The sequence below is a fragment of the Variovorax sp. CF079 genome, from assembly GCF_900101545.1.
GTDB lineage: Bacteria > Pseudomonadota > Gammaproteobacteria > Burkholderiales > Burkholderiaceae_C > Variovorax.
On record NZ_FMZU01000011.1, the window covers coordinates 1 to 21,708 of the forward strand.

23 protein-coding genes and 1 pseudogene are annotated in these 21,708 nt (G+C 64.9%); 4 read left to right on the forward strand and 20 right to left on the reverse strand.

The genetic code is table 11. The features are described from left to right. From BLS74_RS33850 to BLS74_RS15785, 5 genes and pseudogenes are all read right to left on the reverse strand, one after another. Positions 1–95 (reverse strand): annotated as a pseudogene (locus BLS74_RS33850) (electron transfer flavoprotein subunit beta/FixA family protein); the annotation flags it as partial. A 41-nt stretch (positions 96–136) separates the two neighbouring features. Beyond that, positions 137–1,126, reverse strand: a complete 990-nt coding sequence (locus tag BLS74_RS15770) for a tripartite tricarboxylate transporter substrate-binding protein (RefSeq protein ID WP_093107856.1) — start codon at positions 1,124–1,126, stop codon at positions 137–139. 30 nt (positions 1,127–1,156) lie between these two features. Then, positions 1,157–2,335: a CaiB/BaiF CoA transferase family protein gene (locus BLS74_RS15775; protein ID WP_093107858.1), complete on the reverse strand. Its 1,179-nt coding sequence runs from the start codon at positions 2,333–2,335 to the stop codon at positions 1,157–1,159. 17 nt (positions 2,336–2,352) lie between these two features. Then, on the reverse strand, positions 2,353–3,513 hold the full coding sequence (locus tag BLS74_RS15780) for an acyl-CoA dehydrogenase family protein (RefSeq protein WP_093107860.1): 1,161 nt from the start codon (positions 3,511–3,513) through the stop codon (positions 2,353–2,355). Between the two features lie 22 nt (positions 3,514–3,535). Next, positions 3,536–4,387 carry an HTD2 family dehydratase gene (locus BLS74_RS15785; protein WP_093107862.1) on the reverse strand — a complete coding sequence of 284 codons (852 nt, stop codon included), beginning with the start codon at positions 4,385–4,387 and terminating at the stop codon, positions 3,536–3,538. A 250-nt stretch (positions 4,388–4,637) separates the two neighbouring features. Here BLS74_RS15785 and BLS74_RS15790 point away from each other — a divergent pair, with 250 nt between their 5' ends. Continuing rightward, complete coding sequence (locus BLS74_RS15790) at positions 4,638–5,570, forward strand: LysR substrate-binding domain-containing protein (RefSeq protein WP_093107864.1); 933 nt, start codon at positions 4,638–4,640, stop codon at positions 5,568–5,570. Positions 5,571–5,631: 61 nt separating this feature from the next. Here the strand turns inward: BLS74_RS15790 and BLS74_RS15795 are convergent, their stop codons facing one another. From BLS74_RS15795 to BLS74_RS15815, 5 genes are read right to left on the reverse strand one after another with little or no spacing between them, the layout of a single operon-like run. Next, positions 5,632–7,068 (reverse strand): FAD-binding oxidoreductase, encoded by a 1,437-nt coding sequence (locus tag BLS74_RS15795; RefSeq protein WP_244503890.1) that lies wholly within the window; start codon positions 7,066–7,068, stop codon positions 5,632–5,634. Between the two features lie 29 nt (positions 7,069–7,097). Further along, positions 7,098–8,093, reverse strand: a complete 996-nt coding sequence (locus BLS74_RS15800; RefSeq protein WP_170855614.1) for a Bug family tripartite tricarboxylate transporter substrate binding protein — start codon at positions 8,091–8,093, stop codon at positions 7,098–7,100. A 31-nt stretch (positions 8,094–8,124) separates the two neighbouring features. Then, positions 8,125–9,603: an aldehyde dehydrogenase gene (locus BLS74_RS15805; RefSeq protein WP_093107866.1), complete on the reverse strand. Its 1,479-nt coding sequence runs from the start codon at positions 9,601–9,603 to the stop codon at positions 8,125–8,127. Positions 9,604–9,646: 43 nt separating this feature from the next. Beyond that, positions 9,647–10,243, reverse strand: a complete 597-nt coding sequence (locus BLS74_RS15810) for a thiamine pyrophosphate-dependent enzyme (protein ID WP_170855615.1) — start codon at positions 10,241–10,243, stop codon at positions 9,647–9,649. Further along, a complete protein-coding gene (locus BLS74_RS15815) occupies positions 10,243–10,779 on the reverse strand; it encodes a thiamine pyrophosphate-binding protein (RefSeq protein ID WP_093107868.1) in 537 nt (178 codons plus the stop codon). The genes BLS74_RS15810 and BLS74_RS15815 overlap by 1 nt, the downstream gene beginning before the upstream one ends. Before the next feature lie 110 nt (positions 10,780–10,889). Between BLS74_RS15815 and BLS74_RS15820 the strand changes: the two genes are divergently transcribed. After that, entirely contained in the window at positions 10,890–11,828 is a 939-nt protein-coding gene (locus tag BLS74_RS15820) for a LysR family transcriptional regulator (protein WP_093107870.1), read from the forward strand. A 15-nt stretch (positions 11,829–11,843) separates the two neighbouring features. Here the strand turns inward: BLS74_RS15820 and BLS74_RS15825 are convergent, their stop codons facing one another. Genes BLS74_RS15825 through BLS74_RS15870 form a run of 10 tightly spaced genes read right to left on the reverse strand, consistent with a single transcriptional unit; the run spans position 11,844 to position 20,545 of the window. Further along, positions 11,844–12,263, reverse strand: coding sequence for a hypothetical protein (locus BLS74_RS15825; RefSeq protein WP_093107872.1), 420 nt, complete (start codon positions 12,261–12,263; stop codon positions 11,844–11,846). Next, complete coding sequence (accC, locus tag BLS74_RS15830) at positions 12,260–13,624, reverse strand: acetyl-CoA carboxylase biotin carboxylase subunit (RefSeq protein ID WP_093107874.1); 1,365 nt, start codon at positions 13,622–13,624, stop codon at positions 12,260–12,262. Before accC ends, BLS74_RS15825 begins: the two co-directional genes overlap by 4 nt. Then, positions 13,617–14,063 (reverse strand): acetyl-CoA carboxylase biotin carboxyl carrier protein, encoded by a 447-nt coding sequence (locus BLS74_RS15835; RefSeq protein WP_093107876.1) that lies wholly within the window; start codon positions 14,061–14,063, stop codon positions 13,617–13,619. Before BLS74_RS15835 ends, accC begins: the two co-directional genes overlap by 8 nt. Before the next feature lie 6 nt (positions 14,064–14,069). Further along, positions 14,070–14,846 carry a LamB/YcsF family protein gene (locus BLS74_RS15840; protein WP_093107878.1) on the reverse strand — a complete coding sequence of 259 codons (777 nt, stop codon included), beginning with the start codon at positions 14,844–14,846 and terminating at the stop codon, positions 14,070–14,072. 31 nt (positions 14,847–14,877) lie between these two features. Next, on the reverse strand, positions 14,878–15,858 hold the full coding sequence (locus tag BLS74_RS15845) for a 5-oxoprolinase subunit C family protein (protein WP_093107880.1): 981 nt from the start codon (positions 15,856–15,858) through the stop codon (positions 14,878–14,880). Further along, positions 15,855–16,517 (reverse strand): 5-oxoprolinase subunit PxpB, encoded by a 663-nt coding sequence (gene pxpB / locus BLS74_RS15850; RefSeq protein WP_139191697.1) that lies wholly within the window; start codon positions 16,515–16,517, stop codon positions 15,855–15,857. Before pxpB ends, BLS74_RS15845 begins: the two co-directional genes overlap by 4 nt. 22 nt (positions 16,518–16,539) lie before the next feature. Continuing rightward, positions 16,540–17,523: a Bug family tripartite tricarboxylate transporter substrate binding protein gene (locus BLS74_RS15855; RefSeq protein ID WP_093107884.1), complete on the reverse strand. Its 984-nt coding sequence runs from the start codon at positions 17,521–17,523 to the stop codon at positions 16,540–16,542. 34 nt (positions 17,524–17,557) lie between these two features. Then, a complete protein-coding gene (locus BLS74_RS15860) occupies positions 17,558–18,535 on the reverse strand; it encodes a Bug family tripartite tricarboxylate transporter substrate binding protein (RefSeq protein WP_093107886.1) in 978 nt (325 codons plus the stop codon). A gap of 43 nt (positions 18,536–18,578) precedes the next feature. Continuing rightward, a complete protein-coding gene (locus tag BLS74_RS15865; protein ID WP_093107888.1) occupies positions 18,579–19,982 on the reverse strand; it encodes an amidase in 1,404 nt (467 codons plus the stop codon). After that, a complete protein-coding gene (locus BLS74_RS15870; protein ID WP_244503891.1) occupies positions 19,979–20,545 on the reverse strand; it encodes an RraA family protein in 567 nt (188 codons plus the stop codon). Before BLS74_RS15870 ends, BLS74_RS15865 begins: the two co-directional genes overlap by 4 nt. 9 nt (positions 20,546–20,554) lie before the next feature. Here BLS74_RS15870 and BLS74_RS34395 point away from each other — a divergent pair, with 9 nt between their 5' ends. Beyond that, positions 20,555–20,752, forward strand: coding sequence for a hypothetical protein (locus tag BLS74_RS34395; protein WP_170855613.1), 198 nt, complete (start codon positions 20,555–20,557; stop codon positions 20,750–20,752). After that, positions 20,752–21,690: a LysR family transcriptional regulator gene (locus tag BLS74_RS15875; RefSeq protein WP_093107892.1), complete on the forward strand. Its 939-nt coding sequence runs from the start codon at positions 20,752–20,754 to the stop codon at positions 21,688–21,690. Before BLS74_RS34395 ends, BLS74_RS15875 begins: the two co-directional genes overlap by 1 nt. The last annotated feature ends 18 nt before the right edge of the window (positions 21,691–21,708 follow it).

Consider the following 21,708-nt stretch of genomic DNA (forward strand, 5'->3'; position numbering starts at 1 on the left):
TTGACGTTGGCGATGTCCACACCGGTGCCGTCGCTCTTGACGCGCACCTTCACGTTGAAATCGACGACCCGCTTGACGGGGACCAGGACCTTCATCAGACTCTCCTTTGCAACTGCATGTCACGCGCTATGGCGCATCAGTCAGCGAACTGGCCTGCCGCCTTGATGACGGGTTCGTATCGCGTCGTCTCCTGCTGGAGCCAGGTCTGGAGGCCGGCCGGCGTCAACTTTGCATCGCTGGGAATGATCGCCCCGAGTTCTGCCAGGCGTTGAGCAACCGTTGGATCCTTCAGCGCCGTTTTCAATGCCGCACCGAACTTGTCTATCGCTTCCTTGGGCGTTCCCTTCGGCGCATAGATGCCGTGCCAGACGACGACCTGAAAGTCCTTCAGCCCCTGCTCAGCAAGCGTTGGCGTGTCGGGAAGCGTCTTGAGGCGGAAAGACGTTGTGACACCATAAAGCTTGATGGAGCCCGCCTTGATGTGCGGCGTGGTCGAAGTGGTCTGATCGCACAGCAAGTCGACCTGCCCGGCCAGCAGTGCATTCATGGCAGGGCCGGTGCCCTGATAGGGCACGGTGGTCATCGACACACCCATCGCCTGGCGCAACAGGACGCCGCACAGATGGGAGACCGCGCCCAGCCCTGCATGGGCGAGATTGATCTTGTCGCTGTTCGCCTTCGCGTAGGCCATCAACTCCTTGAAGTCCTTGGCCGGCAGGTCCTTGCGCCCTACCAACGTCATCGGCACATCGATCACCTGACTGACGTACTCGAAATCGGAGAGCGGCTTGTAGTTGAGTTTTCGATAAAGGGCCGGTGCCGTCGCCATGCCGTTGTGATGGATCAGGAAGGTGTAGCCATCGGGGTTCGCCCGCGCGGTGTAGGCGGCGGCAATGGTGCCGCCCGCGCCTGTCTTGTTCTCCACGATCACCGATTGGCCAAGCGTCTTGGTCATGGCCGCACCCAGCGTCCGGGCCACGACGTCCGTCGGACCGCCCGCAGCAAAAGGAACCACCAGGGTGATCGCCTTGGTCGGATAGCCCTGCGCCGAGGCGGCGCAGGACAAGGCCAACCCGGCAACCGTCGAGACGGTCATCTTCCAGACCGGCGTTTGATTCAGCTTCATGTCACTTGTCTCCAGTTCTTAATACAAATTTCAGATGGCGCCTGCACTGCGCATGGACGCAATGTCCTCGCTCGACCACCCCAGCCCCTGAAGGATGGCGTCGGTGTTCTCACCGAGACCCGGCACAGCGTCCATCCGCGGTGCGTACGCTTCCGTTTTGCCCGGGGGCAATAGCGCCGGAATAAGCCCACTGGGCGTCGGGACCTTGGTCCAGCGATTACGCGCCTTCAGCTGGGGGTGGTCCCAAACGTCGTGCATGTCATTCACGCTCGCATTGGCAATCTGGGCTCTGTCCAGCCGTTGAACAACCTGCTCCACCGTCAGCGATGAAAACCCTTCCACGATGAGCGCTCGCAGCGCGACCCTGTTGGCCACACGCTTGGAGTTGGAGGCGAAGCGCTCGTCGGTCGTCAGTTCGGGCCGTTCCAACACGGTCTTGCAAAAGGCGCCCCACTCCCGCTCGTTCTGAAGGCCGAGCATGACTGTGCCGTCGCTTGCCGGGAAGGGACCGTACGGGTAGATCGTGGCGTGAGCGGCACCTGCCCGCGGAGGCGGCGCCGCACCCTCGTAGGCGTAATAGAGCGGATAGCCCATCCACTCCACCATGCTCTCCAGCATCGACACGTCGATCCGACTGCCCTTGCCGGTCTTGTCGCGCTGGATCAGCGCAGCAAGGATGCCCGTGTATGCGTACATGCCTGCGGCAATGTCGGCGATGGAGCACCCTGCCTTCGCAGGCTCCGCGTCCGAACCGGTCACCGACAGGAACCCCGACTCGCTCTGGATCAGCAGGTCGTAGGCCTTCTTGTCGCGGTACGGACCGTCGTCGCCGTAGCCCGAGATGTCGCACACGATGAGCCTGGGATGCTTCTCGTGCAAGGCTTCGAATGAGAGCCCCAGTCTTGCAGCCGCACCGGGCGCCAGGTTCTGCACGAGCACGTCAGCGTCTTCGAGCAGCTTGGCGAGCACCTCCTGGGCGACGGGCTGCTTGACGTCCAGCGTCAAGCTCTCCTTCGACCGGTTCGTCCAGACGAAGTGCGATGCCATGCCCTGTACTCGCTCATCGTAGGCGCGCGCAAAGTCACCCACGCCAGGCCGTTCCACCTTGATCACACGGGCGCCGAGATCCGCCAGTTGGCGGGTGCAGAAGGGAGCCGCGATCGCGTGCTCCAGCGTGACGATCGTCACGCCATCCAAAGGTCGTGCCATGACAGAGTCTCCTTCGATCAGAACGACCGCGGCAGCCCGAGCACGTGCTCGGCAACGTAGGCATAAATGAGGTTCGTGGAGATCGGAGCAACCTGGTAGAGCCGCGTCTCCCGGAACTTGCGCTCGATGTCGTATTCGTTGGCAAAGCCGAAGCCACCGTGCGTCTGCATGCAGACGTTGGCCGCCTCCCAGCTCGCCTTGGCCGCCAGGAACTTGGCCATGTTGGCCTGTGCGCCGCAGTCCTGGTGCGCATCGAAGCGCCGCGCTGCCTCGAAGCGCATCAGGTTCGCGGCTTCCACCTCGATGAAGGCATCCGCGATCGGAAACTGCACGCCCTGGTTCTTGCCGATGGGGCGGTCGAACACGATGCGTTCGCTGGCGTACTTGCGTGCGCGCTCGATGAACCAGTAGCCGTCGCCGATGCATTCGGCAGCGATCAGCGTACGCTCGGCGTTCAGGCCGTCCAGGATGTACTTGAAGCCCCTGCCCTCCTCGCCGATGAGGTTCTCTTCCGGGATCTCCAGGTTCTCGAAGAACAATTCGTTGGTTTCGTGGTTGACCAGGTTGGGAATGGGCCGCACCGTCAGGCCGTTGCCGATGGCCTGCTTCAGGTCGACGATGAAGATCGACATGCCCTCGGATTTCTTCTTCACCTCCGCCAGCGGCGTGGTGCGTGCCAGCAGGATCATCAGGTCGGAATGCTGCACGCGCGAGATCCACACCTTCTGCCCGTTGACGACGTAGCGGCCGTCCTTCTTGACCGCGGTGGTCTTGATCTTGGTCGTGTCGGTGCCGGTCGTGGGTTCGGTCACCGCCATCGACTGGATGCGCAGTTTGCCGGCCGCAATGCCCGGCAGGTACTTGTCCTTCTGCGTCTTGCTGCCATTGCGCAGCAATGTGCCCATGTTGTACATCTGGCCGTGCACTGCACCGGCATTGCCGCCCGAGCGGTTGATCTCCTCCATGATCACCGTCGCGGCAGTCAGCCCGAGGCCGGTGCCGCCATATTCCTCGGGGATCATCGCGGCCAGCCAGCCGGCCTGCATCAGCGCGTCGACGAAAGTCTCGGGATAGGCCTTCTGCTCGTCGATCTTGCGGAAGTATTCGTCGGGGAACTGCCGGCACAGTGCGCGCACGGCATCACGGATTTCCTGGTGGTCGTCGGTCTCGTTGAACATGTGTGTCTCCTTGAAGGTGTGTTCAGTACAGGTTGGCTTTTGCTTCCATCGCGAGATGGCCTTCTGGGGTACGCGCCCAGAGCGTCACGGTCTCCGCATCCTCTCGGCGCCCACAAACCGTAAAGGGCGCGACATCGAATAGCGGCTTGACGGCACGGAACGAAAAGTTCTTGACCACCGCTTCGGGAAGATTGCGCCGCAACAGGTCCAGCAGCAGCGTCGCGATCAGCGGCCCATGCACGATCAGGCCCGGGTAGCCTTCCACTTCGGTGACGTACCGGCGGTCGTAGTGAATGCGGTGCCCATTGAACGTCAGGGCCGAATAGCGAAAGAGCAGCACGTCGTCTGGCTCGATACGACGCGACCATTGCTCACCTTGCGGCGCCACCACGCCCGCGGGCGCGGGTTCACCGGGAGCGGGCATGTCGCGGTAGACGATGTCGTGCCGCTCTGAAATTGCCAACTGCCCATCGGCACGGATCTCGTGATCCACATTGACGAACACCAGCGGTCCGGTGCGACCATCCTTCAAGCGCACGTCGGCGATTCGCGATGTCCGCGAGATCTGCTGGCCCACGCGCAGCGGGGTGTGGAAAGTCAGTTGGCTACCCGCCCACATCCGGCGCGGAAGGGGTACAGGCGGCAGGAAGCCCCCGCGTGTGGGATGCCCGTCGGGGCCAATTTCCGATTGCTGGGGAAGCGGCAGGAAGTACAGCCAGTGCCAGCACGGAGGGACCATTGCGTCCGGCCCCAGGGGCGGGTCATTGCGATCAAGCGTCGCCGTCAGCGCCTTGAGAGGCACCGGGGTCACCACATCATCGATGACCACAGTCTGGTCAATCCAGGTGCGTAGATGATTGATGTCAACAGTCATTGAATTGTCTCCTTGTTGGAGCAGTAGCTCTACAGATCTAGTCGTCCTATGCCCAGATTCTGGGCTGAGGTCACATATATGGGAAATACCGATTCGGGCTATCCGCTATACGTTGATCATCTAACTAGCCAGCGACGGTCGGCATCAACTCGGATCCCGATCACAAAGGACCTCGGGCCGGGCCCGCCGCTCGGCGCGTCGGTTGTGCGTGAGGCATGGCAGGCGCTGTTTGCCAGAATCTTGGAGAGCTATGGAACTCAGACAGCTTCGCTACTTCATTGGTGCCAGCGAGGCCGGTAGCCTGCTTAAGGCCTCGACCCGGCTTCATGTCGCGCAACCCGCACTGGGCCAGCAGATCGCCGCGCTCGAATCGGAGGTCGGCGCCCAACTTTTCAATCGATCAAGCCGTGGTGTGACCTTGACCGACGCCGGGAAGGTCTTCCTGGACCACGCAAGGGTCGTCCTTTCTGACATCGAAAGAGCGCGCGACGCGGTGCGCGAGCTCGATTCGGTGCCTCGAGGTGAGGTCGCCATCGGGCTCCCGACGACCGTTGGACTGACTGCAACCGTGGCGATCCTCGGTGCGTGCCGCACACGCTTGCCCGAAGTGCGCTTGAAGGTGGTTGAGGCCTACAGCGGATTCTTGCGCGAGTGGCTCCAGTCTGGTCGACTCGATCTGGCTGTTCTTTTTGGTGATGCCGCAGAGCCCGGCTTGATCAAGCAGCCGCTACTGGACGAATGGTTGGTATTTGTGGCCAGCCCCGCTGGGCCGAAACTACCCAAGCGTCTTCCCCTGTCCGCGCTATCGCGATGGCCGATGATCCTGCCAGGGAAAGAACATGGGTTGCGCAAGATCATCGATGACGCCTGTGCACCTCTTTCGGTCCAACCCAATGTGGTGGCGGAAGTCGAATCGCTTCGCAGTGTCAAACTGGCCGTCCAGGGAGGCATTGGCGCCACCATCCTGCCACTGGGTTCAGTGGCCGAAGAAGTGGCGTCAGGGGCTCTGCGAAGCGCGCGACTTGAAAGTTCCGCGATGACGCGCCGCGTCGTATGCGCCACGAGCACGGTGCGCCCAGCCACTCTCGCGAAGTCCGCAGTGCATTCCTTGGTTCAGGAGGTGATTCGCGATATGGTGCTGTCCAGTGCCTGGCCTGCTCGCTGGATCGGGGAACCTGCTTGAAGGGAGCGACGGTCACGGGTATTGCCTCTCGATCCAGGACCTGGACATGGAGAGCATCCGCTCAGGTCCTGCTGCGCAAGATCTTGCCTGGGTTCATCAGGTTCATGGGATCGAATGCCGCCTTCAGCGTGCGCATCATGTTCAGGTCGATGCCGGGCTTGAAGCGCTCCAGGCGCTCGACGTGCATCCTGCCGATGCCATGCTCTGCGCTGATGCTGCCTCCCAGTTCCACGCTCGCCTCGTGCACGATCAGATTGACTTTCGCAGCCGCTTCTTCGCATTGGTCCGGCGTGCCGTAGATCGAACGCGAAAGCACCGCGATGACATGGATGTTGCCGTCGCCGATGTGCCCCGCGTGGCACACCGCGGCCCCCGCCACCTGCTGCTCGATACGATCGGTCACGAGATCGATGAAGCGCGGGAGCTTGGAGACCGGCACCGACGTGTCGTTCGAGACGGTGAAGCCCGCGCGCTTGTTGGCCTCCGAGATGTTGTGCCGCAGCTCCCAGATGCGGTTGGCCTTGGCCACGTCGGTGGCGACCGCCGCGTTGGTGACCAGGTCGCGCTCGAAGGCGGTCTCGAGCGTCTTTTCGAGTTCGGCGATGGCATCCCACTGCGGCGAGCTGTCCGCGATCTCCATCAGCACAAACCACGGGCTGTCCAGCTCCATCGGCGATTGGAGGCCGTGGCCATGTTTCAGCACCATCTCGACCTGCGGGCGCGACATGATCTCGAAGGCCTCGATCCGGTTGCCCACCTGTTCCTGCATGAAGCGCAGAAGGTCGACCGCCTGCTGGACGCCCGTCAGCGCCACCATGGCAGTTGCGGAGACATTGAGACGGGGAAAGAGCTTCAGCACCGCGGCCGTCACCACACCCAGCGTGCCCTCAGCGCCGATGAACAGCTGCTTCAGGTCGTAACCGGCGTTGTCCTTGCGCAGCGCCCGCAGGCCGTCCCACACGCGGCCATCGGGCAGGACCACCTCGAGGCCCATCACCAGCTCTCGCATGTTGCCGTAGCGCAGAACGCCGGTGCCTCCGGCATTGGTCGACACCAGGCCACCGATCTCGCAGCTGCCGACGCTGCCCAGCAGCAGCGGGAACTGGCGCTGGCGCTCATCGGCGGCCTCCCGCACATGCGCCAAGATGCAGCCGGCCTCGGCCGTCAGCGAGTTGTTGGTTGCATCGATGTCCCGGATCCGGTTCATGCGCGACAGGTTGAGGATCACGGCCGGCCGCTCGGCGCCCGCCACGGCACCACCCGTCAGGCCGGTGTTGCCCCCTTGCGGAACGATCGCCACCTCCAGGCTCGCGCAGGCCTTCACGAGCTCTGCGACCTCGCTCGTGCTGCCGGGCATCAGGACCGCGAGCGCCGCGCCCTGGTATCGGCCGCGCCAGTCCTGCTGATACGGCTGCGTGGCGCCCGGATCAGTCAACACGCGTGCCGGGCCGACAACCTCGGCGAATCGCTCGAGCAAAGCGGCGGTCTTGAGCATCATGCTCTCTCCAGCGTGACGGCACACATGGCTCACTCCCTCTTGAGACCGCCGATGGACTTGATGACAGCGCCCCATTTGCCGAGCTCGGACTTGACCAGCGCATCCAGTACTTCGGGCGTCGATCCCACCGGCACTGCGCTCAGGTCCTTCAGCTTCGCCTGAACGTCTTGCATCGCCACCACCGCCTGCAGTTCTCGGCTCAAAAGTTCGACCAGAGGGCGCGGCAGTTTCGCGGGCCCGAAGACGGCGTTCCAGGTGTAGGTTTCATAGCCGGCAAGACCCGCTTCCGCGAGGGTCGGAACGTCCGGAAAGGACGGCGAGCGCTTGCTGGTGGTCACCGCCAGGGCACGCGCCGAGCCGGCTCGGATGTGCGATGCCGCCCCCGTCAGGACGTCGAACAGGATGGGAATGTGGCCACCGACCAGGTCGGTCATGGCCGGCCCGCCACCCTTGTAAGGAACATGACCGATGTCCACACCGGCCATGGACTTGAACAACTCGCCCGACAGGTGCGGAGGCGTACCCACACCGGACGAGCCGTAGTTGAACTTGCCCGGCTGCGCCTTGATCTGGGCAATGAGCTCCTGCACGTTCTGTGCCTTCACGGAGGAGCTCACAAGCAGGACGTTGGGCACGGTCGCGACGAGCGAGATGGGCGTGAAGTCGCGCTGGGCATCGTAGGAGGACGGCGGTGTCGAAAGCGGATTGATCGCGTGCGTCGCGACCGTACCCATCAGCAGCATGCTGCCATCGGCTGCGGCCTTCGCCACCTTGGCGGCGCCGATGGCGCCCCCGCCGCCGGCGACGTTCTCCACGACCACGCTGTGCGCGATGCGCTCCGACAGCTTTTGCGCGACCAGGCGGGAAACCACGTCGGTGGCCCCTCCGGCCGAGAAGGGAACCACCAGCGTGATCGGTCCCTTCGGCAGGACCGACTGTGCAAAGGCGTGCGGCAGGGGCGCGCCCAGCGTGGCGGCCACGCCCCACTTCATCAGGTCGCGCCGGGACAGCGTCGATGTATTCATGCTCTTGTCTCCGTCTATTGCTTTGAAGGTGTCAGCGCATCACGAACGGGTTGCCTGTGACCGCGCCGCTGTTGATCCACACGCACTTGGTCTGCAGGTATTCGCGGATCGCATCGATGCCGTTCTCGCGGCCCAGGCCGGAATCCTTGTAGCCGCCGAACGGCGCCATGAAGCTCACGGCACGGTAGGTGTTGACCCACACGGTGCCGGCCTGCAGTTTCTCGGACATGCGGATGGCGCGCCCCATGTCCCTGGTCCAGACGGCCGCCGCCAAGCCGAAACGCACGTCGTTGGCGATGCGCAGTGCGTCGGCCTCGTCCTTGAAGCGGATGATCGACAGCACCGGGCCGAACACCTCTTCCTGTGCAATGCGCATGTCGTTGCGCACTCCGGTGAAGATCGTCGGCTGCACGAACCAGCCGTTGCCGCACTCGGGTGCGCTCCCCTTCTCGCCGCCCAGCACGGCAGTTGCGCCTTCGCTGCGGGCAATGTCGATGTACTCCAGCACCTTCTTGTACTGCGGCGGCGTGGTCACCGGACCCACCTGGGTGTCCGGGCTCATCGGATCCCCCATGCGGGCGGTGCGAGCCACCGCGAGCAGGCGCTCGACGAAGGCGTCGTGGATGCTCTCCTGCACCAGCAGGCGGGAACCCGCAATGCAGGTCTGGCCCGTCGCGGCAAAGATGCCCGAGATGGCGCCAAAGGCGGCCTGTTCCAGGTCCGCATCCTCGAACACCACATTGGGCGACTTTCCGCCCAACTCCATGGCCGCGTGCTTGAGATGGCGGCCCGCCTTCTCGTTGATCAGGCGGCCCGTGCTGTCCGAGCCGGTGAAACTGATCTTGCTCACCAGCGGGTGCTCGACCAGCGGCGTGCCCACCTCGGCGCCGAAGCCCGTGACGACGTTGAAAACGCCCGGCGGAAAGCCCGCCTCCTCGAACAGCTCCGCCAGCTCCAGCGTGGAGGCCGAAGTGAACTCCGAGGGCTTGACCACCACGGTGCAGCCTGCAGCCAGGGCGGGAGCGATCTTCCAGCTCAGGAGCATCAGCGGCGAATTCCAGGGGGTGATGGCTGCCACCACGCCGACCGGCTCATGGCGGGTGAAGGCGAAGTACCCCTTCTTGTCGAGCGGCAGCGTGCTGCCCTGCACCTTGTCGGCCAGACCGCCGTAGTAATGGAACCACTGCGGGATGTAGTTGAGCTGCGCCTGCATCTCGGCCAGCAGCTTGCCGTTGTCGCGAACCTCGGTCGTGGCGAGCTTGACGGCATCGCGAGCGATCAGGTCGGCGAGCTTGCGCATCAGGGCGCCGCGCTGAGTAGCCGTGAGTTCGGCCCAGGGACCTTGCGTCAGCGCCTGGTGGGCAGCCTGCACGGCGGCATCCACGTCACTCGCATCGCCGCGCGGAATCTGCGCCCAGCTTTCGCCGGTGTAAGGGTTCTGCGTGTCGAACCACTGGCCGCCGCGGGGTTCGCAGGCTTGGCCGCCGATGTGCAGCAGGTAACGCTTCATGCCGTCTCCATTCATTGTCTTTCCAGGAGCCATGGCCGGGTTTTCAGAACGGCTTGAGGCCGAGCGCGGCGCGGAACCTGTTCTTGATGAAGGGGCCATCGCGCGGCGGCAGTGCGCGAGGCGGCTCATCGGCTTCGATGAACACCTGCACGAAGGCCAAGCCGCGGCGTGCATTGATGCCCTGAGCAATCTCGTCGACGAGATCGATGCTGCTGGTCGAATAGGCGTCGGCGATGCCAAAACCCTTGGCAATGGCCACCAGGTCCGCTCCGAGGCTGGAGTGACTGCGCTGCATACCCGTCTCACCGAAATGCCCGTTGTCCAGCACGACGATCGTGAGGTTCTTGGGTTGCTTCACCGCGATCGAGCCCAGGCTACCGATGCCCATCAGTTGTTCACCGTCGCCGGTGATCACGACCACCGGCTTGTCGGACTGCGCCAGGGCCAAGCCGAGGCCCAGCGAAGTGGCACCGCCCATGGCTCCCCAGAGGTAGTAGTTCTTATCCCGATCGCCGGCGGCAAACACGTCGTAAGAAGCGGAGCCCAGGCCAGTGACTACCATGGCATCAGGGACCGCAGCCAAGAGCTTGGCCACGAATTGGCGGCGATCCGCGCGCTTGTTCAATGCATCCTGACTCATCACTTGCGCTCCCACTTCTTGCGGCCGATCAGTTCTTGTCCCAACAGCACGGCGACCCTTTCGCCGGCCTCGAATGCGGCATCGAAGCCGGCGCTGACGATCTCTTCTACTTCCTCGGGCTTCGAAGCACGGAGTACGTGGATGCCCATCAGCTCCAGGGCAGCCTGCGTGGCCTTGCCCATCGGCCCCTGCCACGGATTGAACTCGGCGTACTCCCCGCGCATGGTGACGAGCGTGAAGAACGGGAAGTCGGCCGCCTGCAGCAGCGAGAACATGTTCACGCAGTTGCCGACGCCGCTGCTTTGCATCAGAAGCACTGCGCGATCGCCGCCAAGCCATGCGCCGCTGCAAACGGCCACGCCTTCCTCCTCCGTCGTCAGCACGACATCCTGGATGTCGGGGTCGGCAATGGCGCTGCGAATGACGTGCGAATGGCCGGCATCGGGAACGTAGGCGATCTGATTGACGCCCCCCTCCTTGAGAACCTTGAAGATGGCCTCCTGCCAGGCAGGGGCCGGTGCGGGTGTGTGATTCATAGCCGTGTCGAGCCTTTGGGTAGTACCGGGGTGCAGGAATCATAGTTTTTGATCTATCTTCATGGACAATAGAATTTAGGCATTCCACCATCACGATTCGAGATTCATCCATGGACTTCAAACAGCTGCGTGCCTTTCTCACCGTGGCCGAGACCGGCAATGTCACCCGGGCCGCCGAGGTCCTGCATCTCGTGCAACCCGCGGTCTCGCGCCAACTGCGCCTTCTCGAGGAAGACATCGGAGCGCCTCTTTTCGACCGTGGCCGGCACGGCATGGTGCTGACGCCGGCCGGCCAGTCGCTGGTGGGCTACGCGCGCCGGGCGATGCTGGAACTCGAGCGCGCCCGCGCGGAGATTGGCGGGAGCGACAACGGCAATGGCGTGAGCGGCCTGGTCACCCTGGGTCTCCTGCCCAGCACCATCGACATGCTGTCCAGCCCGCTCGTCTCGGCCATGGCAGCTGAATACCCGGGCGTCCACGTCCGCATCGCGATGGGTTACGCGGGCACGCTCCTGCGCTGGCTCGAATCCGGCGAGGTGGATGCGGCGCTGCTGTACGGCGCCGCACGCTCGGCCGAAGTCCAAACGACACCGCTGATCGAAGAGTCGCTGTGGGTCATCGGCCCGAAGGAAGCCAAGCTGCGCAAGAACAAGCCGGTGCCGCTGGCCAAGCTGGCCGGAATGAAGGTGGTGCTGCCCAGCGCGCCGCATGGAATCCGGGCACTGGTGGAGCATGCGTGCGCGGTCGCCAATGTCACGCTGGACATCTGCGCAGAGACCAACGCACTGAGCGTGCAGCGCAGCCTGGTCCTCGGCGGCCACGGCCTGACCATCCTGCCGCCGATCGCGGTCGCCGAGGACCTCCGCACCGGAAAGCTGTCGGGTGCTCCCCTGGCCGATCCGCCAATCGCCCGCACCATCGTGCTTGCTCTACCGGCCGACCGCGCTACGGGGCGGCATGTACGCTGCGCCGTGGACCTGCTGGTGAGGGAAGCGCGGCGCGCGATCGACTCCGGCACATGGCTGGAGGGACGGTGGCTCGGCACCTGAAGGCCGACGCCTCCATCAGCTCAAGTCGAACAACACGTCGCCGTAGCCCACGAGCGCACCCTCGGCTGATGCCTGCCGGATGGCCACAGCGTCGCGGTCGGAAAGGATCGGCGTCAGCATTTCACCCGCTCGGAGGAAAGCCAGAATCTGGCCCTTTTTCACGCCCCCTCCTTCCCGCATGGCCTCGAGCCCCGTCAACGGGTGCTTGACACAGAAGATTCCGATTCCCGGGGACTTCAGGCACGTCGATGCTCCGCTCGCGCCGAGGGGCGCCTGCTCGGTGGAAGTCAGGTCCCCATCGCTCGGCGCTTGCGTACCGGGCTGCCGGCTGAACCGTATCCGAAAAACGCCCTGCGGCCCTTCGCACTCGAAGTACGTCACGTCGCAGCTCTGAAGGCTCAGCACCACGCGCTGCAGTTCGCTGGGAGTCATCATGATGGCGTACTCGCTTTGTTGGCGGCGGCGAGCCAATGCTCCAGGTGGTGGATGTCCGTTCCGCCTTCAACGAAGCCCGGCTCGTCCATGATCGCGCGCTGCAACGCCACCGTGGTCTCCACGCCCTCCAGGACCGTTTCGTCGAGCGCCACGCGCATGCGCGCAAGTGCTTCACCCCGGGTTCTCGCATGCACGAGGATCTTCGCGACGAGGGAGTCATAGTGCGGCGGCACCGTATAGCCGTCCTCGAGATGCGATTCCACACGCACGCCGGGACCTGCCGGCGGCGTCCAATGGGTCACGGTCCCTGGAGACGGGGTAAAGCGCCAGGGATGCTCCGCGTTGATGCGGCACTCGATCGCATGGCCCCTCGGCTGAACTTCCGCCTGCGCGAACGACAGGGGATGTCCCTGCGCGATGCGCAGTTGCTCCACCACGACGTCGATGGCCGTCACCAGTTCGGTTACCGGGTGTTCGACCTGGACGCGCGTGTTCATCTCGATGAAGAAGAACTCGCCGCCCTCGTAGAGAAACTCGAAAGTTCCTGCACCGACGTAGCCGATCTCGCGACACGCATGCACGCACTGCGCGCCCAGCGCCGCGACGAGCTCGCGCGCAATGCCGGGCGCCGGCGACTCCTCGATGACCTTCTGGTGCCGACGCTGCATCGAGCAGTCGCGCTCCCCGAGCCAGACCGCTTTTCCGTGGGCATCGGCCAGCACCTGGATCTCGACGTGGCGCGGATGCTCCAGGAAGCGTTCCATGTAGACCTCCGCACTGCCGAAGGCCCGCAAGGCTTCTTCTCGCGTCATGGCCACCGCGGACTCCAGTTGTGCCTCGGCCCGCACCACGCGCATGCCGCGCCCACCACCGCCGGCCGCCGCCTTGATGATCAACGGGAAGCCGACCGAAGCTGCAATCCGGCGTATGGCACCCGGACCCTCCGGGAGCGCGCCCTCCGATCCGGGGACGCAGGGCACTCCGGCCGCGAGCATGGCGCGCTTGGCGCTGATCTTGTCGCCCATGCGGCCAATCGATTCCGCGCTCGGCCCGATGAACACCAGGCCGGCGTCGGCGACAGCGCGGGCGAAGCGTGCGCTTTCGGAGAGAAAGCCGTACCCGGGGTGCACGGCCTGCGCACCGGTCAGTTGCGCCGCCCGGATCAGAAGATCCTGGTCCAGGTAGCTCCTGGCCGCCGGCGCCGGCCCGATGCACAGTTTGGTGTCGGCGAGCGCAACATGCCTCAGGTTGGCATCGGCCTCGGAATAGACCGCCACGGTCTTGAGGCTGAGCGAGCGGCAAGCCCGCAGGATGCGCAGCGCAATCTCGCCGCGGTTCGCAATGAGCACGGTGTCAAACATCGCGCGTGTCCTCGGTATCGATCGCGAACAAGGGCGCGCCGGTTTCGACAGGCGCTCCGCCGTCTGCAAGGATCTCGGCCACGCGGCCGGCATGATCGGCTTCCACCGCATGCAGCATCTTCATGGATTCGATCAGGCCCAGTTGCTGGCCGGCCTTCACGCGCTGTCCGAGCTCCACCAGCGCTGGCTGTTCGGGTGCCGATGCGCGATAGAAGGTGCCGTGCATGCCGGCGCGGATGATTTCCCTGCGCTCGTGTCCGACGGGATCAGCCTCGGGAGTCGCTGCTGCCACCGCCACCTGCGGTCTCGCGCGATGGACCTCTGCCGGCCCCGGATCGCGAACCAGATGCAGGCGATGGCCGTCCGCGTGGTACTCGATCTCCGACACGCTCGTGCCCCGCACCGCGAGCAGCATCATGTCCAGCAGTTCGGCAACCATCTTGCGTCAGGCGAAAGGCTTGATGGCGATCCCGGCCCCAGTCAGCCGAGTCCGGATGGCCGCGGCCATCTGGATGGCTCCGGGGCTGTCGCCGTGCACGCAGATCGAACCGATCTCCATCGGCAGCACGGTGCCGTCTACCGTTTCCACTCCACCGGCACGGACCATGCGCAGCACGCGCGCGGCCACGGCCTCAGGATCGTGCAGGACGGCGCCGGGGAGCTTGCGCGACACCAGCCGGCCATCAGCGGCATACGCGCGGTCGGCGAAGATCTCGGCGCAGGTGCGCAGGCCCATCTCCTTGGCGATTCGCGTGGCGTGGCCATCGGGGAAGGTAAGCAGAACCAGTTCTCGATCCACGGCGGCCAATGCGCGCACGATCGCGCCGGCCACCCCCTCGTCCACCTGCGAGAGATTGCCGAGCGCGCCATGGGGCTTCACATAGCTGATCGGGTGGCCGACATAGGCCGATACGCCCTTGGCGGCGCCGATCTGGTAGGCGACGAACTGCTCGATCTCCGCCGGCGCGAAGGGCATCTCCCGACGGCCGAATCCCCAGAGGTCGGGATAGCCGGGATGCGCACCGACTGCGACTCCGAGCTCCTTGGCGCGGGCGAAGGTCCGGGCCATGATGTGCGGGTCGCCGGCGTGCATCCCGCAGGCGACATTGGCCGAGCTCACGATCTCGAGGATGGCGTTGTCGTCGCCCATCTTCCAGGCGCCGAAGCCTTCGCCCATGTCGGAATTCAGGTCGACGGTTCGCGTGGCGCTTGTCGAGTTCATTGATGCTCCTGGGTGGTGGTAGGGGAGGTTTTCATTGACGATGCGCCATGAGCGCTAGGCCCTGCCGTATGCGCACCTGCTCGCGATCCTGCTCGCGAATGGCGGCAACGGCGGTCTCTTGATCGACCCGCTCGAACCGGATGCGCTGACCAGGCCGCAGCTGCGCGAGCCGCCACAGGTCCGGCTCGATGACGTTGGCGATCTTGGGGTAGCCGCCGCAGGTGTTGGCTTCGGCCATCTGCACGATCGGCTGTCCGGAAGGCGGCACCTGGACGGTGCCCGGCACAATGCCATGCGACAGCAGTTCCAACGGGCGCTTTGTGTTCAGCGCCTCGCCATCCAGGCGGTAGCCCTGGCGGTTGCAATCTGGCGTGAGGCGGTACTCGGTTTGCTCGAAAGCGGAGATCGCGGCCTCGGTAAAGTGCTCGTGCTCTGCCGATGCCAGTGCACGGATCCGCACCGTGCCGGCGGCCACCTCGCCGGCAAAGTGCAACCGGGACTGAGGAGCGACGCCGAACGACGGCGCCACTGCATCTTCACGGCGGTTGGTTGCACCAAGAGCCAGGCGATCCTCCTTGCGCAGGCCACGACCTTCCAGGCCCCCGAACCCGCTCTTCAGGTCCGTCGAACGCGAACCGAGGACCAGCGGCACGTCGATTCCACCAGCCAGCGCGAGGTACGCCCTTGACCCGTGTGCGGGCGGCGCGATGGTGAGCACGTCCCCCGCCATGGCCTGCGCCGCCCACCAGCTCGGTACCTTCCGCTGCCGGAGTTCGAGCGTCGTGCCCGCCCCGGTGCATGCAAAGCAAGCGGCCTCGTGGAACTTCAGCTTGAAGGGAAAAATGCTGATCTCGATGCCAGCAGCGGACGCGTCGTTGCCGACCATCCAGTTCGCCATCGAGAGTGCGGGCGCATCCATGGCGCCCGTTCCGCTCACGCCGAGCCCGAGGTGGGCAGGCCGCCCGAGGTCCTGCACGAGGTTCAACGCGCCGTTGCTGAGGATCTCGATCATCGCTTCGCGCCTCGCGCAGTGAAGCGGATGCGATCGCCGGGCGAGAGCACGCAGGGTTCGGCGCGTGACGGGTCGAACATCTCGAGTTCGGTCATGCCCAGCGCATGCCAGCCCGAAGGCATGTCCATCGGAATGACACCCGTCTGCGAGCCACCGATCGCGACCGTTCCCTTGGGGATCCGGGGCCGCGGCGTCGTGTGCCGCGGCATGGCAAGCTTCGGCGGCAGGCCGACCACATAGGCGAAGCCCGGGACGGAGCCAATGCAGGCTACGTGATATTCCGCCGAGATGTGCAGCCGGATCACTTCGTCTACACCGAGGCCGGCGTGCTTGGCGATACCCTCCAGTTCCGACCCTGGGGACGTGTCGTAGACCACGGGCACCTCCAGGAGTTGCCCGCTTTCTTCGTGCGGCTGCGAAGTCTCCCAAGCCCGCTGCAGTTCATCGGCAAGCCCTACCGGATCCGTCCGCAGGGGGTCAAAGATGACGAGCACGTTGTTCACCCCGAGCACGATGCTGCGTAGGCCTTCCAGCTCTCGCAATCGGCCAGCGTTGCCGGCAAGCGACCAGAGGCGCCTTTGCGTCGAAAGACTGAATGCGCCTTCGGCAACGTCCAGCAGGAGGCCGCCCGTGCCGCAGGAGTGGATGCGAGAGGTCATCGTGCCGTTCAGCCTCACCGGGTCAGTCAGCCCTGATTCCGGCTTCGTCGATGACCTTCTTCCACTTCGCTCCTTCGGAGCTCACGATCGTGGCCACGCGGGACGCCGGTCCGCCGACGAGCTCGATGTCCATCTCGGCCAGCCTGTCCTTCATGTCTTTCTCGTTCAGGACCGCGTTGATGGACTGGTTCAGCTTCTCGACCACGTCCTTCGGCGTGCCGGCTGGCGCCACCATGGCGTACCAGAGGTAGATCTCGAAGTTCTTCATGCCCTGCGAATCCGCGACGGGTGCCAGTTCCGGGTACCGCTGGTTGCGCGACGGCGACGTGACGGCCAGCGCCTTCAGCTTGCCGGCCTTGACCAGCGGCATGGCCTCCGAGACGAGGGCGATCATGACGTCGATGTTGCCGGCCATCAGATCCTGCAGGGCAGGTGCTCCGCCCTTGTAAGGCACGTGGACCGCGTGGACGCCGGCGGCGCGCTTGTAGAGCTCCATGGCCAGATGGCTGGGCGCGCCGCTTCCGGCCGAACCGTAGCTGATCTTTCCCGGATGAGCCTTCAGGTAGGTCGTGAGTTCCTCCATGTTCTTCACCGGCAGCTGCGGGCTGACCGCCACCACGCTGGCGATCTTTGCCACCGGCAGGATGGCGGCGAAATCCTTCGCGGGGTCGTACTGCAGCTTGCTGAAAAGCGAGGGATTGATCGCCAGACCGATCGTCGTCGCCATCATGACCGTGTAGCCATCGGCCGGTGACTTGGCGACGGTCACCGCCCCCACCTGTTCCGAGGCGCCGGGCTTGTTCTCGATGACAACGGGCTGCCCAAGACGCTCGGAAAGTTTCTGACCGATCATCCGCGCCATGGCATCGGTGGACCCGCCGGGTTGGTATGGGACGACGATGCGAACAGGCTTGCTCGGAAACTCGCTGCCGAATACGAGCGGTGTGGCGAGCGGTGCGCACGCTGCCAGCGTCAGGGCAATGGCACGACGGACGGATGAGATCATGGTGAGAGGTCCAGGTTGAGTCGGGCTTTTTGAACTACTGCTGAGGGATGCTGAGGTCCTTGATCAGCTTGGCGTAGAAGTCCGATTCGGATCGGATGAACGCGCCGAACTCCGCGGCCGAACCGCCGGCGGGATAGAGGCTGATCTCGGTGAGCTGCTTCTGAACGTCCGGCGCGGACAGCACCTTCTGCGAGGCTGCATTCAGCTTCTGGACGATGGCGGGCGACGTGCCGCCCGGCGCGAGCAGGCCCATCCAGTAGACCGCCTTGAAGTTCGGAATACCGGCCTCGGCGACCGTGGGCACGTCGGGAAGCGTGGGCAAGCGCTTGTCGCTCGTCACCGCCAATGCCTTCAGCTTGCCGCTCTTCACGTAGGGCACTGCCGTGGGAGAAGTCTCGAACATGAGGTCGACGTGTCCGCCGACGAGGTCGGCGAGCGCCGGCGCACCGCCCTTGTAGGCGACGTTGACCATGTCGGTTCCCGTGGCACTCATGAAGATGCGCGCGGACAGATCCTGCGGATTGCCGATGCCGGAGGTCCCGAAGCTCAGCTTGCCGGGGTTGGCCTTCAGGTAGGCCACCAGTTCCGGCAGGCTTTTCGCAGCCACCTTGGTGGTGTTGACGATCAGGACGTTGGGCTGATCCGCCACGCGGATGATCGGCGCCAGATCCTTCAACGGGTCGAAGGGAAGCTTCTGAAACAGGTGCGCATTGGTGGCGAGGCTGAACGGCGCCATGACGAGCGTGTAGCCATCCTTCGGCGACTTGGCCACCAGGTCCATGCCGATGTTGCCGCTGGCGCCCGGCCGGTTGTCGACGATCACGGGCTGGCGCAGCTCATCCGAGAGCTTCTGGCCGAGCAGCCGCGCGACCATGTCGATGCTGCCGCCCGGCGGGAATGGAACGACCACGCGGATCGGCTTGGTCGGGTAGTCGCCGGCGGCCATGGCGTTGCCGCCGAAGCCCGCCGCCAGTGCAAGGACTGCGGCCAGTGTGCGAATCAGGGTTTTCATGATGACTACAGGCTTGAGTTGAGGAACTTGACGGTGAGACGGCCTACCGGCCGCTGGTATCGGCGGTCCAGCGGCGCTGGTGCCATGAAGTGCAGGCCTGGTAGCCCCTCGCCACGCCGAGCACACGCGCCTCGGCATCGGTGCGGCCGGCAATCTGCAGGCCGATCGGAAGGCTCTGGTCGTCTTCCCCCATCTGGACCGAAATGCCGCAGAGGTCCAGCAGGTTTCCGATGCGTGCGTACCGCACGGGCGGGTTCGTGTGGTCGACGCTCTCGAGAGGACGTGCAGTCCACTGAGAGGTGGGCGTGAGAAAGACATCCAGATCCCCGAGGGAAGGGGCGAACAGCCGCTTCAGTTCCGCGCGCCGCCTGCAAGCCGCGACGTACTTCGTCGCGCTGAGCCTGGCGCCGGCAAGGATCCGCGGCCGCACCGAAGCATCCATCCGCAGGGACTCGTCCGCAGCAAGATGGCCCCAGCTCGCCGCGGCCTCGGACAGCATGATGGTGCTCGAGACGTCGGCGAGTTCGTCGAAGGTGGTCGGCAGCACGAGCTGCTGCAGGTGCGCCCCCTGTTCGCGGAAGGTATCGAGCGCATGCGCATAGGCACGGTGGATCTCGGGCTGCAGGCCCTCGAGGTCCGCCGAGCCGAGATAGCCGACGCGCAGGCCCCGCAGTGAAGGGCTGGCGCCTGCTTGAAGTTCCGATGGCGGAAACGCCTGCGCATCGCCGGTCAGCGCGGCGAACATCAGGGCCGCGTCTTCGGCGGTCTGCGCGAGCACGCCGACGCTGTCCAGCGTCGTGCTCAACGGCACCACGCCTTCACTGGACAGCCGTCCGATCGTGGGCTTGAAACCGGTCACGCCGCACAGCGAGGCCGGCACGCGCACGGAGGCGCCGGTATCGGTACCGATGGTGAGAGGGACCATGCCGGCCGCGACCGCCACCGCCGATCCGCTGCTGGAGCCGCCCGGGGAAAGGTGCGCCTTGCCGCCCCACGGGTTGCGCGGTGCACCCATGTATTCGTTGGCGCCCCAGGCGCCCAGCGCGAACTCGACCATGTGCGTCTTGCCCACGATGACGGCGCCGCAAGCAAGAAGACGCTGCGTGATCCACGCATGGGCCGTGGCCACCTGGCTCGCGAGCAGCGTCGAACCGGCCGTACTGGGTCGGCCCGCCACGTCGACGTTGTCCTTCAATGCGACCGGAATGCCATGCAGCGGTCCGAGCCAGTTGCCAGCGCGGATCTGGTTGTCCGCAGCCTGGGCGGCCAGCAATGCCTCCTTCGCGTAGATGCCGACGAAGGCATGCAGCCTGCCATCCAGCTGCTCGATGCGCTGCAGCGCGTACTCGGTGAGATCGACCGAGCTGCACACCCCGGTGCGCAGCATCTCGCCCATCGAGACCAGGCTCGGAAAACCTTCGGCGAGGATCTGCGAGGCCAGCTTCATGCCTGCGCTCCCATGGCCTTGGCGATCAGGGCCGAGGTGCCCATGATGTCCGGGTACTTCTCGCCGCCGTCGAGCCGCTTCAGCGTGAGCTTCTCGTCGCTCATCATCTTCAGCGCGCGCCGCGCGCTGGCTTCGATGTCGGCCACAGGCAGGACGAGCACGCCGTTCTCATCCGCCACGATCGCATCGCCCGGATTGACGGCGACGCTTCCGCAGGTGACCGGCACGCAGAACTCGCCGCCGAGTCCGAGGCTCTTGACGGTGACCGCCGAAGTGCCCTTCGACCACACGGGTACGCCGTATTGCCGCAGTTCCCCGAGATCCGTGACCAGGCCGTCGACGATGATGCCGGCCACGCCCGCGACCTTCGCCGCATAGGCGACAGCGCCGCCGAGGGTCGCAATCGTTTCGTCGCCGCAGCGATCGATCACGATGAAGTCCCCGCGCCGTGCCTTGCCGACGGCGTAGTGCACCATGGACCCGTCCATCCCCGGCACGCGCACCGTGACGGCTGTGCCCGCGACGCGACGGTCCTGGAAATGGGCCCGGACGGATGGCGACATGAAGCCCGTATGCCGGAAGTGTCCGATCACGGCAGGTTCGGCGGAGGCAAGCAGATCGAGGAGCGCCGGATCGACTTGCGTCGGGAGATCGTTGAGGACAAACAAGATGAGTTCCCTGGCGTGGCTGTGGAGATGCAGCGGACTTTAGGAGTCGCTCGCCGCTTCGAAAAGACACAAATCTGGACCCCGGGCTATAAACTAAATTGATGTTGCGCATCACCTTCCGGCAGTTGGAGGCCTTCTACTGGGCCACGACGCTCGGCACCGTCAATGCGGCGGCCAAGCATCTGTTCGTCAGCCAGCCTGCGATCACGGCACGCGTGAAGGAGCTCGAGGAAATCCTCGGTATCGCGCTCCTCAGCAGAAGCCAGCAGGGTGTGCAACTGACGCCCGCCGGCCGCGAAGTGCTCGAGCACGCGCAGCGAATGTTGAAGCTGGGCGGAGAGCTCGAAAAGTGCGGGCAGCACGAAGTCCCTCCGCTCGACGGCGTTCTGCGCATGGGTGCGGACGAGTCGTCTGCGGCGGTGGCCGTGTCCGAGATCCTGCGCCAGTTGAAAGTTCGTTATCCAGGCCTGCGGGTCGACCTGAGCATCGAACGCAGCAAGGTGCTGCATGAAAAGCTCAACCGGCGCGAACTGGATGTCGCCCTGCAGACCAGTCCCGTCGCGCGCCCTCACGTGACCGATGAACTGCTGGGCTGGGTCCAGGTCGCGTGGGTGGCAGGGGCTTCCGTGGAGCTGGCGCACCTGCCCTTCTCTCCCGGCGACGCGGCCTCGGTGCCGCTGGTGACGAATCCGCAACCGTCCATCCTCCACTACGTCGCCAAGGATTGGCTCAGCAAGTCAGGCACCGACCTGCATCAGCTCAGCACCTGCAATTCGCTCGAGATGATCATGAAACTCGTGCGCGACGGGCATGCGATCGCAGCGCTGCCGGTTCCGGTGGTCCTGGATCACCTGAAACAAGGCACCCTCAAGCTGGTCGAGTCGGATCCGCCCTTGCCTCCCATCGCGTACTACGTGTCCTACCTGGTCGAGAAGCAGCCGGCCGGCGTCGGGGTCATCGTCGAACTGGCGCGAGCGGTTCTCGAGTCGGCGCAGTTCTTCATCGACGGGCCTCGAACGGCAGCGGACGACTTCTCCTAGAAGGCCGAGGTCGTCGTC